This is a genomic window from Paenarthrobacter sp. NPDC089322 (assembly GCF_040684895.1).
In the GTDB taxonomy this organism is placed as follows: domain Bacteria; phylum Actinomycetota; class Actinomycetes; order Actinomycetales; family Micrococcaceae; genus Arthrobacter.
The window spans coordinates 12,492-27,365 of the sequence record NZ_JBFBGW010000004.1 but is presented as its reverse complement, the minus strand read 5'-3'; the positions used below and the strand labels follow the sequence as shown (position 1 = coordinate 27,365).

11 protein-coding genes and 1 tRNA gene are annotated in these 14,874 nt (G+C 63.1%); 8 read left to right on the top strand and 4 right to left on the bottom strand.

The annotated features are described in order from the left end of the window. The first annotated feature begins 27 nt into the window (after positions 1–27). On the top strand, positions 28–1,368 hold the full coding sequence (locus tag AB0N65_RS05800) for a cation:proton antiporter (RefSeq protein ID WP_364158940.1): 1,341 nt from the start codon (positions 28–30) through the stop codon (positions 1,366–1,368). 191 nt (positions 1,369–1,559) lie between these two features. On the opposite strand, the gene AB0N65_RS05795 is transcribed toward AB0N65_RS05800, so the two are convergent. After that, positions 1,560–1,636, bottom strand: a tRNA-Thr gene (locus AB0N65_RS05795). Between the two features lie 177 nt (positions 1,637–1,813). Then, positions 1,814–2,692, bottom strand: coding sequence for a thioredoxin domain-containing protein (locus tag AB0N65_RS05790; protein WP_364158937.1), 879 nt, complete (start codon positions 2,690–2,692; stop codon positions 1,814–1,816). Positions 2,693–2,859: 167 nt separating this feature from the next. Here AB0N65_RS05790 and AB0N65_RS05785 point away from each other — a divergent pair, with 167 nt between their 5' ends. The 5 genes from AB0N65_RS05785 to AB0N65_RS05765 all read left to right on the top strand — a co-directional run bounded on the left by AB0N65_RS05785 (position 2,860) and on the right by AB0N65_RS05765 (position 9,659). Beyond that, positions 2,860–4,362 (top strand): trehalose-6-phosphate synthase, encoded by a 1,503-nt coding sequence (locus AB0N65_RS05785; RefSeq protein ID WP_364158934.1) that lies wholly within the window; start codon positions 2,860–2,862, stop codon positions 4,360–4,362. Then, positions 4,352–5,155 carry a trehalose-phosphatase gene (gene otsB, locus AB0N65_RS05780; protein ID WP_364158931.1) on the top strand — a complete coding sequence of 268 codons (804 nt, stop codon included), beginning with the start codon at positions 4,352–4,354 and terminating at the stop codon, positions 5,153–5,155. The genes AB0N65_RS05785 and otsB overlap by 11 nt, the downstream gene beginning before the upstream one ends. Before the next feature lie 204 nt (positions 5,156–5,359). Next, complete coding sequence (ugpC, locus tag AB0N65_RS05775; RefSeq protein WP_364158929.1) at positions 5,360–6,442, top strand: sn-glycerol-3-phosphate ABC transporter ATP-binding protein UgpC; 1,083 nt, start codon at positions 5,360–5,362, stop codon at positions 6,440–6,442. A gap of 197 nt (positions 6,443–6,639) precedes the next feature. After that, positions 6,640–8,247: a beta-N-acetylhexosaminidase gene (locus AB0N65_RS05770; RefSeq protein ID WP_364158926.1), complete on the top strand. Its 1,608-nt coding sequence runs from the start codon at positions 6,640–6,642 to the stop codon at positions 8,245–8,247. After that, entirely contained in the window at positions 8,244–9,659 is a 1,416-nt protein-coding gene (locus tag AB0N65_RS05765; RefSeq protein ID WP_364158923.1) for a DUF4032 domain-containing protein, read from the top strand. The genes AB0N65_RS05770 and AB0N65_RS05765 overlap by 4 nt, the downstream gene beginning before the upstream one ends. Before the next feature lie 9 nt (positions 9,660–9,668). Here the strand turns inward: AB0N65_RS05765 and AB0N65_RS05760 are convergent, their stop codons facing one another. After that, complete coding sequence (locus tag AB0N65_RS05760) at positions 9,669–10,370, bottom strand: GntR family transcriptional regulator (RefSeq protein ID WP_364158921.1); 702 nt, start codon at positions 10,368–10,370, stop codon at positions 9,669–9,671. A gap of 34 nt (positions 10,371–10,404) precedes the next feature. After that, positions 10,405–11,871: a chlorohydrolase family protein gene (locus AB0N65_RS05755; protein ID WP_364158918.1), complete on the bottom strand. Its 1,467-nt coding sequence runs from the start codon at positions 11,869–11,871 to the stop codon at positions 10,405–10,407. Positions 11,872–12,001: 130 nt separating this feature from the next. On the opposite strand from AB0N65_RS05755, the gene AB0N65_RS05750 reads away from it, so the two are divergent. Both AB0N65_RS05750 and AB0N65_RS05745 read left to right on the top strand, forming a co-directional pair. Next, complete coding sequence (locus AB0N65_RS05750) at positions 12,002–13,054, top strand: ABC transporter permease (protein WP_364158916.1); 1,053 nt, start codon at positions 12,002–12,004, stop codon at positions 13,052–13,054. 36 nt (positions 13,055–13,090) lie between these two features. Further along, positions 13,091–14,812 (top strand): ABC transporter substrate-binding protein, encoded by a 1,722-nt coding sequence (locus AB0N65_RS05745; RefSeq protein WP_364158914.1) that lies wholly within the window; start codon positions 13,091–13,093, stop codon positions 14,810–14,812. Positions 14,813–14,874: the final 62 nt, after the last annotated feature.

Below are 14,874 nucleotides of genomic sequence, written 5' to 3'. Positions count from 1 at the left end.
CGAGGTAACCAGCCTAGCGCGCGGTCGGTGCCGCCGTCGTCCGCCGTCGTCCAGGCTGTGGATAACCTCGGTGCCGTATCAAGGTTCCGTGGTTGTGGCGCCTTGCTGAGTGTGGCGGTAGCTTTGGACTACTCTTCATCCGAAGCAGCCGAGGTGCCGGAGGTACCGCTGATGCAGGGCTTGTCCACGTCGCTGGTGCTGATCGCCGTGCTGGCTGTAGCGGCGCCTCTTGCAGCGCGGTTCCTCGACCGCGTAGTCAGGGTACCGATCGTGGTGTTCGAGATTGTCCTTGGAATGCTTCTCGGACCCAGCCTGTTGGGCTGGATTCAATCTTCGGAATTCACGGATACGCTGGCCGATTTCGGTTTGGCTGTGCTGTTCTTCGTGGCGGGCAACGAAATCGACTTCGCGTTGATCCGGGGGCGGCCGGCCATCCGTGCTTCCCTGGGCTGGGTCATCTCACTCGGTGCAGGCATTGGTGCAGGGCTGCTTCTGGTTCCCGCTCCGGAAGCGGCGGTGATCATAGGTGTGGCTTTGTGCTCCACGGCTTTGGGGACGCTGCTTCCCATCCTCCGCGATGCAGGAGAATCAAAAACCCCGCTAGGGATCGCCGTGACGGCGCTGGGTGCTGTCGGAGAGTTCGGTCCCCTCATTGCGATCTCCTTGTTCTTCAGCGGCAGGGAATTGGGGCCGGCGACCGGCGTACTTCTCGGGTTTGTCCTCCTGACGGGTGTGGCGATCTTCCTGGCCTCGCGGGCAAAGCACACCTTGCTTCATTCACAAGTCACCCGGACGTTGCACACGAGTGGCCAGTTCGCAGTCCGCGCGATCATGTTCATCCTCACCGGCCTCGTAGTTCTCAGCATGGTGCTGGGACTCGACATGCTCCTGGGTGCGTTCGCCGCCGGGGTGCTGTGGAAGGTTGCCATCGCCCGAGCTCCCGAACGGGACCGGAAGGTCATCGAGACAAAGATCGATGCCGTCGCCTTCGGGTTCCTGGTGCCGATCTTCTTCATCGACACCGGCATCGACTTCGATCTCCGTGCCCTCATCGACAGTCCTATCACTCTCGCGATGGTGCCCTTGTTCCTGCTCCTGTTGCTGGCGGTCCGCGGCCTGCCGTCGTTACTGGCGGCTCCTGCCAGGTCCACGGCCGCCGACAAAAGGGCGGTGGTGCTGTTTGCCGCAACAGGACTGCCGATCATCGTCGCCGTGACCGCCATAGGCCGGGACGAAGGACTCATCACCAGCGGCATTTCCTCCGCGCTTGTTGGCGCTGGGATGTTGTCCGTTCTGTTGTTTCCGACGCTGGCCCTGCGTCAGCATCGCCATACGGGAGTGGCTGCGCAGCACGAGGAAGTGAACTGAGGCGCCGCGAGCGCAGAGTCTCCCTAACGGCTACAGTGTCGGCCACCGCCGAATCGTGACGCGAAAACTCGAAAAACTTTCAAGAACTTTTGAGGCAGCCCAAACCTTGCGCTGGAACTGACCCCCAAGGACGGCCAAACAACACGAAAAAACCCCTCCAAACCAGACGATGCTGATTCGGAGGGGTTTCGTGGAGCCCCCTGCCGGATTCGAACCGGCGACCCCCTGTTTACAAGACAGGTGCTCTGGCCAACTGAGCTAAGGAGGCGTAGCGCTCAATGCGCTGGGCGGCGTTGCAAAACGGCGCTACACAAGGTTAGCCCAGACCATCCCCCGCACGGAAATTCGCCCGGCCAAGACTGCCCTGGGGGCAACTGCAGAAGCCCAAGCAAAACGGCGGCTGCCCACCCAAAGGTGGCCAGCCGCCGTCGTACGTTCTTTGAACCTAGCCCTTGGCGTCAACCGCAGTCTGGATCTCAGCATTCAGGTCGGTGGTGCCGTCCCACTGCTTGCCGTCAACGAAGACTGTGGGGGTACCGGTGATTCCGATGGCTGCGGCTTCCTGCGTGGCAACCTTGACCCACGGCCTGTACTGCTTGTTGTCGATGCAGGAGTCGATGTTGGCCGCGCCAATCTCGGTGGCCATGCCCTTGAGGTCGTTGTCGGAGATGCCGGCGCCGCCTTCAGCAGGCTGGCGCTCGAAGAGCAGGTTGAAGAATTCGGCGTACTTCTCAGGCGAGGAGTTCACCACGCATGCAGCTGCGTTGGCTGCGCGGGAGGAGTAGTTGGTGGTGGACTGCTGGTCCAGGAAACCGAGAGGGCGGTACTCCAGGGAGATCTTGCCTTCGTTGCGGAGGTTGGTCAGCGATTCACCGTATGTGGTTTCAAAGCGCTTGCAGACCGGGCAGATGAAGTCGATGTAGGCGATGACCTTGACGGGCTTGCCGGCCTCGGCTTCGCCACCGGGAACAGTCACGGTGGCAGGCTTGGTTGCGGGCGCGGACGGAACATCGGCCACATTGACGGTGGCTGGCTCGGACTTCTGAACCTCGGTGTTGGCCAGCAATGTTACGCCGCCGTGGACGTTTCCGTTGGCCGGCGTCGGACCTTCGTTGGCAATGGGGGCGTTCTGCTGGAGGCTGGTGGTGACAACCAGCGCGATGACGGCGAGGATCGCCACTACGGCCACTACGATGCCCCAGCCGATCAGGAGCTTGTTGCGCTTTTCCTTTTTCAGCTGCGCTTCGCGGATCTCGCGCGCTTTTTCCCGTGCCTGGGCGGTGCGCTCTGCTTTGGACAGGCGGGGTTCGTTTGCGGGGCTCATCAGTTCCTCGGGGTTACTCGACGTCGTAGTGGCAACGGGGTCAGTTTACGGGAGCAAACGTGAAGATTCGGCGCGCGTCCATTGACCCGGTTGTTGAACGTACAACCGCCTCACATGATTCCGCCGGTAGGCTGGGAGTTGAGTCACAGCAACCCCAGGGAGCAGTAATGCAGGATTTGGCAAGCGAAAAACTCACGACGGAAGAAGGCGTTAGGGCCTCTCCCACCAGAAAGCCGACGGCAAGCACGTTCGACTTCATGGTGGTGTCCAACAGGCTGCCCGTCGACCGTTGCAGCAGCGACGGCAATGGTGACGGCGGCGGCGGTTGGCGCCGGTCGCCCGGCGGTTTGGTGACCGCGCTTGCCCCGATGATGACCAAGTCCGACGGCGCGTGGGTCGGCTGGCACGGCGCGCCCGACGAGACTGTGCGGCCCTTCAGCCACGAAGCCATGGACCTCGTCCCGGTCCAACTCAGCAGCCACGACGTTGAGCTGTACTACGAAGGCTTTTCCAACGCCACGATCTGGCCGCTGTATCACGACGTCATTGCCCCGCCGGAGTTCCACCGTACGTGGTGGGATTCGTACCGCCAGGTCAACAAGAAGTTCGCCGACGCCGTGGTCCGGCACGCTGCCGACGGCGCCACGGTCTGGGTCCAGGACTACCAACTCCAGCTGGTCCCGCGGATGCTTCGTGAGGCGCGACCCGACTTGAAGATCGGCTTCTTCAACCACATTCCGTTCCCGCCCCCGGAGATTTTTGCGCAGCTGCCGTGGCGTCGGGAGATCATCGACGGCCTGCTCGGGGCCGACCTCCTGGGCTTCCAGCGCCCCAGCGATGCGGGCAACTTCATGCGATCCGCGCGCCGCTTCCTGGGTGCCAGCGTCAAGCAGCAGCAAATTCATGTGAAGGGCCCGGACGGCGAGGTCACACACATTGCCCGTGCTCAGGCCTTCCCCATCTCCATCGACGTGGACCAGATCAGGGACCTGGCCGTGCGCCCGGACATCATTGAACGGGCCAAGCAGATCCGCAAGGACCTCGGCGACCCTAAAACCATCCTGCTGGGCGTGGACCGCCTCGACTACACCAAGGGCATCGGTCACCGGCTCAAGGCCTTCGAAGAACTCCTCCGCGAGGGCAGCATCAAGGTAGAGGACGCCACCCTGATCCAGGTGGCGAGTCCCAGCCGTGAACGCGTGGAGCAGTACCGTCTCCTTCGCGAGGAAATCGAAGGCACCGTGGGCCACATCAACGGCACTTACGACACCATCCAGAACACCGCGGTCCGCTATCTCCACCACAGCTACCCGGTGGAGGAGATGGTGGCCCTGTACCTCGCCGCGGACGTCATGCTGGTGACAGCCCTCCGCGATGGGATGAACCTGGTGGCAAAGGAGTATGTCACCGCGCGTTCGGACGACGACGGCGCCTTGGTGCTCAGCGAGTTCGCCGGTGCCGCGGACCAGCTGAAGCAAGCCTTTTTGATCAACCCGCACGATATTGATGGGCTGAAGTCCGCCATCCTTCGCGCCGTGAACCTGCCACCCAAGGAAGCCCGCCGGCGCATGAAGCTCATGCGGAAGCAGATCCTTGACCACGACGTCGACCACTGGTCAGCGGAGTTCCTGGCCGCCCTTGAGGAGAAGGTGGTCCGCGATGACAGCTGAGCAGGCGCCCCTTACCCTCTCGCCCGAATTGCTGGATGCCGTCCGTCGCATCGCCCAAACGGAAGAACTCCTGGTGGCGCTCGACTTTGACGGCACGCTCTCCCCGATCGTGGACCACGCCGACGACGCCCGCCCCTTGCCGCGGTCGGCCGCGGCTTTGGAGGCACTCGCCGAACTTCCACACACGACGACGGCACTCATCTCGGGACGTGCGTTGGCCAGTTTGCGGCTGGTCGCCTCGCCCCCGGTCAACACGCTGCTGATTGGCAGCCACGGCGCGGAGGTATGGCTGGGCGAAGGGTCACTGGGGCTGGAACTGGATGAGGAGCAGCGGCAACGCCTCGCGTCGGTCCGCGAAGTGCTTGCGGGTATTGTCACCGTCGCTCCCGGGACACTGCTCGAGGACAAGCCTGCGGGCGTCGTTCTGCATACCAGGCTCGCCGACGACGATGTCGCAGAAGACGCGGTCGAGGCTGCCATGCGGGAACTTCGGGACCACCCGGGCGTCTACCTGAAGACAGGCAAGCGGGTGCTGGAAACGTCCGTGGTGCAGGCGTCCAAGGGTGAGGCCGTGGAGTTCCTTCGTCAGGCTACCGGCGCCACGGCGATCCTCTTCGCCGGTGACGACGTGACCGATGAGGACGCCTTGGGCAGGCTCATGGGTGACGACGTCGGCATCAAGGTGGGTTTGGACTTCACTCAGGCGCAGTACCGGGTGGAGGCGCCCGTCCACGTTGCGGAATTGCTGGAAGCACTCCTCCGGGAACGGCGGAAGGCCACCGCAAACACCTAGTGTGAGCAGAACGACATGTGACGTTCGTAACATTTGGGTTATTAATCAAAAAGTCTGACATACTCTTGGGTGTGATGTGACGCACAGTACCGTGCGACGTCACAGGATCCTCCCCGGCCCACGGCCGGGGAGTTCAACTGAAGAAAATGAACCATTCACAACGGATCGTCCGGCACGTACCTGCCGGTGAAGGGATTGATAACTGTGGCTACAGTTACTTTTGATAACGCTACGCGTCTGTACCCGGGCACAGATAAGCCCGCCGTCGATAAGCTCAACATCGACATCGCCGATGGCGAATTCCTGGTCCTCGTTGGACCCTCCGGTTGCGGTAAGTCCACCTCCCTGCGCATGCTCGCAGGTCTTGAGGATGTGAACGCCGGCCGCATTCTGATCGGTGACCGCGACGTCACGGACGTTCCGCCGAAGGACCGCGACATCGCAATGGTCTTCCAGAACTACGCCCTGTACCCGCACATGACCGTTGCGGACAACATGGGCTTCGCACTCAAGATCGCCGGCGTTTCCAAGGAAGAGCGCGCCGAGCGTGTCCGCGAAGCCGCCAAGCTTCTCGACCTTGAGCAGTACCTGGACCGCAAGCCGAAGGCACTCTCTGGCGGTCAGCGCCAGCGTGTTGCCATGGGCCGTGCAATCGTCCGTAACCCTCAGGTCTTCCTCATGGATGAGCCGCTGTCCAACCTTGACGCCAAGCTCCGTGTCCAGACCCGTACGCAGATCGCATCCCTGACCCGTCGCCTCGGCGTCACCACGGTATACGTGACGCACGACCAGGTCGAAGCCATGACCATGGGTGACCGCGTCGCCGTCCTGAAGGACGGCCTGCTCCAGCAGGTGGACACCCCGCGCAACCTGTACGACCGCCCGCAGAACGTCTTCGTTGCAGGCTTCATCGGCTCCCCCGCCATGAACCTGCTGGAGCTTCCGGTTGTTGACGGCGGCGTCCAGTTCGGCGGCACCGTTTACCCGGTCAAGCACGACGTCCTCGAAGACGCCACGGGCAAGACTGTCACCGTCGGCTCCCGCCCGGAAGACCTCGAGACCGTCCCCCAGGGCGAAGGCCTCCAGGTCGAGGTTGACGTGGTCGAGGAACTCGGCGCCGACGCCTACGTCTACGGCCACACCATCCTCGATGGCAAGAGCCACGACATCGTCGCACGCGTCGACGGCCGCCGTCCTCCGATGAAGGGCGACTCCATCTGGGTACGTCCGCAGCAGGGCCACGTGCACCTGTTCGACACCAAGACCGGCCTGCGCCTCGGCGACTAGTCCCCACCGGCCCCCTAGCCTCGCTTCGCTTCGGCCAGGGAACCCTGCCGGCGTGGGCCCACCCACCGGCCCCCTAGCCTCGCTTCGCTTCGGCCAGGGAACCCTGCCGGCGTGGGCCCAGCTCAGTACTGATAGCGGCCCGACCCTTCAAGGTCGGGCCGCTCTCGCGTTAACCCTTCCCGCGCAGAAAGAACGGCATGACAACCTCCGAAGACCTGATCCCCCGGCCCTCGCACGTCGCCCGCATGGAAAGCAACGGTTTCACGCTCGCCCCGAATGCGCGGATCGCCGCGAGCGGCGAGGCGCTACCAGTGGCCGGGCAACTCGCGGCGTTCTTGCGTCGTGGCACCGGTTTTGAACTGCCGATCGTCGATCTCTTCAGCCCGGGTGACATCTCGGTGGAACTGGGGAAAACGCCCGACGGCGGCCCCGAGGCTTACGCGCTCACCGTCACCGACGCCGGTGCCCGGCTCACGGCGACAACGCAGGCCGGTCTTTTCAACGCTTTCCAAACACTCCGCCAACTGTTCCCTCCTGCCATCGAACGCTCTCTCACCGAATCGCCCGAATCCACCGACGCTAATGCAGAGCGGGGCATCTGGGCGATTCCCGCCGTCGAAATCAAGGACGCACCCCGGTTCGGATATCGGGGTCTCATGCTGGACGTAGCCCGCAGCTTCTTCACGGTGGACGAAGTAAAGGAGCAGATCGATGTCATGGCCCAGTTCAAGCTGAACGCACTGCACCTCCACCTGACCGATGACCAGGCGTGGCGCATCGAGATCCACCAGCCGGCCGACAACCCGTCCGGACTGGACTACAGGAATCTCACTGCCGTCGGCGGCGGCGTGGACCATCCCGGTACAGGCCTGGGACCCGGGCACACCGGCTTTTACACGCAGCAGGAATTTAGGGACATCCAGTCTTACGCGGCAGCACGGAACGTCTTGGTGGTTCCGGAGATCGACCTGCCCGGCCACGTCAATGCCGCCCTGGCTGCCATCCCGCAGCTGAACCCGGACGGCAAAGCGAAACCTATGAACACTACCGGTGACGTTGGCTATTCGACCCTGGACGCGGGGTTGCCCGTCACCTACGAATTCGTTCGTGAGGTCCTTGGCCAGCTGGCTGCCACAACTGACGGCCCCTACTTGCACATCGGTGGCGACGAAGCCCTGGTCACCGGGCATGACAACTACGTCACCATGGTCAAGGAGTTCGCCCGGATCGGCGCCGAAACGGGCAAGGCCGTGGTGGGCTGGAACGAATACGCGGAGGTGGACCTTCCGGACGGGGCCGCGGTGCAGTACTGGCATGGCGATTTCGCCCCCGTCCTCCGCCGGGCCGCAAACGGTGAATCCAAAGTCATCATGTCCCCGGCGGCCACCACCTACTTGGACCAGAAGTACGACGCCGGAAGCCCCATCGGACTTTCCTGGGTGGAAGGCGGACCGTTCACCTGGGCCGAGTCCTACGACTGGAACCCAGCCCAGGGTGGCCTGGAAGACCACCACATCCTGGGCGTGGAGGGCCCTTTGTGGACCGAAACAGTCCGCGGCAACCAGCAGGCTTACTGGCTCATGTATCCGAGGACCATCGCTCTGGCTGAAGTCGCGTGGTCGGATCAGGATGCCCGGGACCTTGGTGATTTCCGACGCCGGTTGGGCGCCTTTGGCGAGCGCCTCACCAGGCAGGGGGTCACCTTCCAGGAAGCACCCGGCGTCGACTGGTCCGCAAAGCCCGTTTCCCCCTTCCCGGGAACAATGACAACCAACAACGGCGAGTACGGAACAATTGAGGCATGAGCGAGCAGAACGAAGCCCAGTGGCACGATGAACCTACGGACTACGGCCAGATCGGCAAGCTCCCCCGCACCGAGGCTGCGAGCGCGCAGGACACCGCACCACCGGCGAGCGTCATCGGCTCGCTGAATATCACCGCTGCCGCAGCGGACCCGGAACTGCTGGACTTGCCGTGGCACATCGCTTTGGAAGACTGGCCTGCCGAATACCTGGCGGCGCTCCCCCGCGGTATTTCCCGGCACATTGTGCGGTTTGCCCATTTGGGCGGCTCGGTCATTGCCATCAAGGAAACGTCGGAGCACGTTGCCCGCCATGAATACCACATGCTGCGCAAGCTTGCCCGGCTGGACGTTCCGTGCGTCGAGCCCGTTGCCGTTATCACCGGCCGCACCACAGCAGACGGCAAACCGCTGAATCCGGTGCTGGTGACGCGGCACCTGAAGTTCTCCATGCCGTACCGTGCGCTCTTCTCGCAGATGCTGCGCAAGGATACGTTGACGCGCCTGATCGACGCCCAGGCATTGCTGCTGGTCCGTTTGCACCTCATCGGCTTCTACTGGGGTGACGTTTCACTGTCCAACACCCTGTTCCGTCGCGACGCCGGCGCGTTCGCCGCTTACCTTGTGGACGCCGAAACGGGCGAGCTCTACCCGGACCTGTCCATGGGCCAGCGCGAATACGACCTCGAGATCGCCCGCGTCAACATTGCCGGCGAGCTGATGGACCTGCTGGATGGCGGGCTGATCGAGGAGAAGGTGGATCCGGTAGCAACCAGTGAGCTCATCATGGACAGCTACCGCAGGCTGTGGGCTGAACTGACGGAGAAGGAATCCTTCGAGCTCGGCGAGCGCTGGCGCGTGGGCGCCCGCATCCGGCGCCTCAACGAGCTGGGCTTCGACGTCGAGGAATACGCCATCAAGACCACGGCGGACGGCTCAACCATCCAGTTGCAGCCCAAGGTCGTCGACGCCGGCCATCACCAGCGGCGCTTGCTGCGCCTGACCGGACTGGACGCGCAGGAAAACCAGGCCCGCCGGCTGCTTAACGATATGGACCAGTTCCGGGCGGACAACAACCCGGACTTGGACGAGGAAATCAGCGCCCATGCCTGGGTCAGCCAGATCTTCGAGCCGATTGTGCGTTCCATCCCCAGGCACCTTGCTGGAAAGCTGGAGCCCGCGGAAGTGGTGCACGAGGTCCTGGAGCACCGGTGGTACATGAGCCAAAAGCAGGACCGCTACGTCCCCCTCGCGGAGACCGTGCAGTCCTATCTGGACTCGGTGCTCCAGCACCGCCGCGACGAAGCCGCGATCATGCTGAACCCGGACACGGAGATGCTCAAGATCCTCGAAGTCGAAGTAGAGGAATCAGGGCGCTACGACGAGGTGGAAGAGTACCCCGACGCCGACGACTGACCTGGATTTTCAGGGTTCCAGGGTTTCGGCCAGGCCTGCCAGGACGGGTTCGCGCCCCAGCTCGATGTGCGAATACGCCAAGGAGTAGGCAAGGTCCGGCCGGCCCTTGAGGATCGCGTTGCACAGTTGCGTGTGTTCGTCGCGTTGGAGTTCGTTGCTGCGATTATGCGCCAGCCCGAAAATCCAGCGCATGCGTCCGAACAGTGGTTTCACGGATTCCATGAGGAGCCTGTTGCCCGAGAGCCGAACAATCTCGGCGTGGAGCTCGGCGCTGATGAGGGCAACATCGTCCACGCGGTCCTCATCGATGGCGGCCTTGGATGCTTCCATGAGCTCTTCCAGCCGCCCGCCGGAGTGCCCTTCGGCGACGCGGGTGGCTGCCATGCGGGCGGCGAAGGTCTCCAGGCAAAGCCGGACATCGAAGAGTTCGTTGACGTCTGCAAGAGTCAACTGGCGGACCACGGCCCCCCGGCGGGGAAAGGTGGCCACGAAGCCATCCTGCTCCAGACGCTGGATGGCCTCGCGGACCGGAATCCTGGAGACGCTGTACAAGTCGGAAAGTTCCCGTTCCCGGAGCCGGGATCCCTGGGCGAAAGTGCCCGTGACGATGCCCTCCAGCACCAGTTGGTAGACGTACTCCGCGCGGGCCTCGTCATCGCGGCCATTTCCGGTTTCCGGCATCGCCTCAGCCACTGTCCAACTTCCCTTCATGCCAGCGTCCGCTCCAATTGCCGGACGGTGCCGGTCAGCGTTCCAACCGAGCATACACGGGCGGAAAGAGCTCGTCGGCGGGACGCTTGAGCGCGTCCCTGTCGGAGTAGGCGGCACGCATCTTTTCGAAGAGTTCCTGCGCCCTTCCGCGCCAGTAGTCCAGGTCTACTCCGTCAATCATGCCGTCTGCCATGATGGTGCGTCCCGCCACCACAGAGAGCACAGCCTGCCTGGCTGTTCCGTTGAGGGTGAGGGTGCGGAGGGGGTCGTCGTGCACTCCGTCGCGAATGTCTCCCAAAGAGAACGCCACCAGGTCTGCTTGGGCTCCCGGCTGAAGTCGGCCAAGATCGGGACGCCGGAGCGCGTTGGCACCGCCCAAAGTTGCCGCGTCAAAGTATCCGGCGACGTCGCCGGCGTCGTTCCTCCCTGCCAGGATCTTGGCAAGCTGGACCCCGGCGTCGATGCCACGGATCAGGTCGGGCGGGAAGGAATCGGTGCCCAGGGAGATGTTGACGCCGGCTTCCTTGTAGGCGTTGAAGGAATCCAGCGTGCTGCCGTAGCGCATGGACGTCAACGGGCAGTGGATGATGCTGGCGCCGCTGCCTGCCAACCGGGCCAGGTCACCCCGGTCTTCTCCATGAACGGCAGGATTGCGGTCGATGAAGGTTGCATGCGGAATGAGGAGCCGCTGATTCAGCAGGCCCGCCCGCTCCATGAGTTCCAAGGGCGGGATTCCGTGCCAGTCCAGGATGAGTTCGCGCTCCACAAGTCCCTGCAGTGAGTGCAGGCGAACCAGAACGTCCCGTTCTTCGGAAGCTGCCGCCGTTGCTGCGAGGACTTCCATGTCCAGGGTTTCGATGCGGCACGGCAGGAGTACACCGGTGACCAGCGGATCAGCCAGTTCTGTCGCGTAGTCAATGAAGCGCAAGGCGTCGGCCAGTCCCTCACGGCCACGGCCGCCGTCGAACATCACCGAACGTTCGCCGTTGTCCAATACAACATTCACGCCCGAGCGGTACGCGGGGCCAAGGTAGGCGCGCAGGCCCAGCCGCCGGCTGGTTTCAGCCATGCCGATGAGTTCCTGCAGCGGCTCTGCCCATTCGGAGTGCACTTCGGAGGCAATCGGCATGTACGTGGTGATCCCGTGCAGGACCAACTGGATCAACGCATACTCCCGGATCTGCTGGCGCTCTTCCGCGGTGAAGACATCCGCGCGGCGGTTGCGGAAGTAGTCCTCGGACCACTGGTGTCCCTTGGCGTGCTCCGGTCCGGCCCAACTGTCAAGGATGAGGTGGTCAATGTCAGTGAGTGCGTCCAGGTCGATCAGGCCCGGCATCAGCAGCGCATCGCCGAGATGCCGTTCCTCTGTGATTGGCCCCTGGTAGTCGCGGCCTACATGGACGATGACGTCGCCGTCGTAAACCACGCAGGCGTCCGTCAACAGCGCATGCTGTCCGTTCTTGAAACCCAACACATAGCGGGCGGTGACCTTGGTAGGCAAGGGTGGCTCCTTCGGTCCATAAAACAGGTATCTGGTATTCCAAACAGTACATTGTTTGTGATTTACATCGCATCAATCGTGATCTAGTCTACTTTGGTATACAAAACTTTCGGAGCCCGCTCCGTGGATCATGAAACGAGCAGAACCGTTGACCCAGTTACAACCCGTCGAAGCGAACACCGGCAGTCCGCCGCTCCTTCCGGCAGCGTCGCCGGAGTCCAAGGAAGCACCCGCCGAGGCACGCTCCTTGCTCGCCACGGCCTGGTTGAGGATCCGGCGCAGCAAAATCGCCCTCCTCAGCCTGTGCGTAGTGATAGCCATCATGCTGTTCGCCATCCTTGCCCCCGTGCTCAGCGCGATGTCCGGGAACGACCCCTTCACGTCCAACACGAGCCCCCAAGTACTGGACGACTTCCAGACACCGGGTTTGCCGCTCCCCGGCTACATGTACCCCTCGGCCGAACACTGGCTCGGAGTCGAGCCGGGCCTGGGCCGCGACCTCTTTGCCAGGCTCGCCTACGGCGGACAGGTCTCCCTCACGATCGCCCTGCTGTCCACGGCGGTTTCCGTAGTCCTTGGAACTGTGTTGGGTGCCACAGCGGGCTACTTCGGCGGCAGGACCGATGCCATCATCAGCCGGATCATGGACCTCTTTCTTGCCTTCCCCCACCTCCTCCTGGTCCTTTCCCTGACCCCCATCCTGCAATCACGCCTCCGCGATACGCCGCTTGGTGAAGGCAGCTTCCTTCCCATGGCGTCGCTGGTGATCATCCTTGGTTTCTTCGGCTGGGCCTACCTTGCCCGGATTGTCCGGGGACAGGTGCTGAGCCTGCGGGAGCGCGAATTCGTGGAAGCCGCCCGCTCGTTCGGCGCCTCCCATGTGAGTGTCCTCTTCCGTCAGATCATCCCCAACGTCATGGGCGTCGTGCTGGTGTACGCCACCATGCTGATCCCCACCAACATCTCCGCAGAAGCAGCACTGTCCTTCCTGGGAGTCGGCGTCAAGGACCCCACACCGTCGTGGGGCCAAATGCTGAACGCAGCACAGTCGGGCAACTGGTACCTCAGTGATCCATGGTTCCTGGCCGTGCCGGGCGTCATGCTCATCGTCACCGTCCTGGCGTTCAACCTCCTGGGTGACGCCGTCCGGGATGCCTTGGATCCCAAGGCATCCCGCCACTAAACCCCCTGTTTTTTCACCCACCCTCAGAGGAGCAACATGAAAACCCCCACGAGAGCACTGGCGCTTTCCGTGCTGATCGCCATGGCCGCCACCGGCTGCAGCGCCGGGCAGAACCAGCCCAACAACTCCAAGCCGGAGTCCGTCACCGAGCTGGCCCCGGTTGTGGTCAAGTCCGGCTTCGACACCAAGGGCGGCAACATCAACGTCCTGATGTCCTCGGACTTCCAGACCCTGGACCCCGGCAACAGCAACTATGTCCAGACTGCGAACGTTGGCCAGCTCTACTACCGGACACTCACCATGGCCAAGGAAACAGCGGGACAGCCGCCAACAGTTGTTCCCGACCTCGCCACGGACACCGGAAAAGTTTCCGATGACGGCCTCAGCTGGACGTTCACCCTCAAGGAAGGCGTGAAGTTCGAGGATGGCACCCCCATTACCTCCGCGGATATCAAGTACGGCGTGGAACGCACCTTCGCGCAAGACGTCTTCACCCAGGCGCCGCAGGAATTCAATGCAGCCCTCGACGCCGGCGGGTACAAGGGGCCGTACAAGGATCCTGCCGCTGTGCTTCAGGCGGTTGAAACACCCGATGACCGCACGGTCGTCTTCCACCTCAAGAAGCCCTTTGCCGAATTCCCCGCGTTGGCGTCCCGTTCCAACACAGCCCCCGTCCCGAAGGCCAAGGACACCAAGCTGGACTACACCAACCACCCGGTGTCTTCAGGACCATACATGGTGGAGTCCTACAACCGGGGCAAGTCCCTGAAGCTGGTCCGCAACCCGCACTGGGATCCCGCCACGGACTCCAACCGAACGGCACTGCCGGATACCTTCACTTTCTCGCTCTCCACATCGCAGGCCACCATCAGCCAGCAGCTCCTGGCCGACTCGGATCCGAACGCCATCACCCTGGACTCCAACGGTGCGCTGCAGACCTCGGACTCGGCCAAGCTGGCGGATGCCAAGGTCAAGGACCGCGTTGCGTCCGGGCTCCTGGGCTGCAACGACGTCCTGAGCCTGAACACGGAGAAGATCAAGGACCCGGACGTCCGCAAGGCAATCGCCCTGGCCCTGGACCGCCAATCCATCCTGGTCCAATACGGCGGACGCCGCTTTGGCGAGCTGACCCAGAGCCCGCTGAACGACAAGATGCGCGGGTACGTGGAGACCGAACTTGAACTGGATCCCGCCGGCAAACCCAAGCTCGAGGAAGCCAAGAAGCTCCTCGAGGGCAAGGAATACCCCAAGACCCTCACGTACGGCTACGCCAACAACCGCGATGCCTACAAGAACACCGGCACCGTGGTCCAGCAGAACCTGAAGGCCCTCGGCATTGACGTCGAGCTCGTGGCCATCCCGGCGCCGAACTACTACTCCATCATGGCCAGCGAGCAACTCCCCGACCTTGGCCGTTCCGGCTGGTGCGGCGGCGCCGACCCCGCCTCGGTCCGCACGTCGGCCGATCCCCTGCTGGGACCAAACAACGACGGCACGACTTACGGTTTCTCCAACACTTCCCGCTACTTCGACTCCGAGGTCTCCAAGACGATGTTCGAACTGCGGAACACCGACGGTTCGTCTGAAGAACTTGGCAAGAAGTGGTCCGAGGCATTCGGCACGGCCTTGAAGACCTACCCGATCGTCCCCCTGATCCGGAGCCACACCAACAGTGTGGTCGGATCCAACGTCCGGAACGCGCAGGTGGGCTACTTCTTCGGCGGCATCGACCTCTCGATCGTCGGCGTCGAGCACTAACGGGCTTCGTCCGGAAGGAGAAACGGGCCGCCCGTGCCAACGGGCGGCCCGCAACCACCACC

Coding starts and splice junctions, on each gene's coding strand:
- AB0N65_RS05790 (WP_364158937.1), bottom strand. CDS start 2,692: ATGAGCCCCGCAAACGAACCCCGCCTGTCCAAAGCAGAGCGCACCGCC.
- AB0N65_RS05785 (WP_364158934.1), top strand. CDS start 2,860: ATGCAGGATTTGGCAAGCGAAAAACTCACGACGGAAGAAGGCGTTAGG.
- otsB (WP_364158931.1), top strand. CDS start 4,352: ATGACAGCTGAGCAGGCGCCCCTTACCCTCTCGCCCGAATTGCTGGAT.
- AB0N65_RS05770 (WP_364158926.1), top strand. CDS start 6,640: ATGACAACCTCCGAAGACCTGATCCCCCGGCCCTCGCACGTCGCCCGC.
- AB0N65_RS05765 (WP_364158923.1), top strand. CDS start 8,244: ATGAGCGAGCAGAACGAAGCCCAGTGGCACGATGAACCTACGGACTAC.
- AB0N65_RS05760 (WP_364158921.1), bottom strand. CDS start 10,370: ATGAAGGGAAGTTGGACAGTGGCTGAGGCGATGCCGGAAACCGGAAAT.
- AB0N65_RS05750 (WP_364158916.1), top strand. CDS start 12,002: ATGAAACGAGCAGAACCGTTGACCCAGTTACAACCCGTCGAAGCGAAC.
- AB0N65_RS05745 (WP_364158914.1), top strand. CDS start 13,091: ATGAAAACCCCCACGAGAGCACTGGCGCTTTCCGTGCTGATCGCCATG.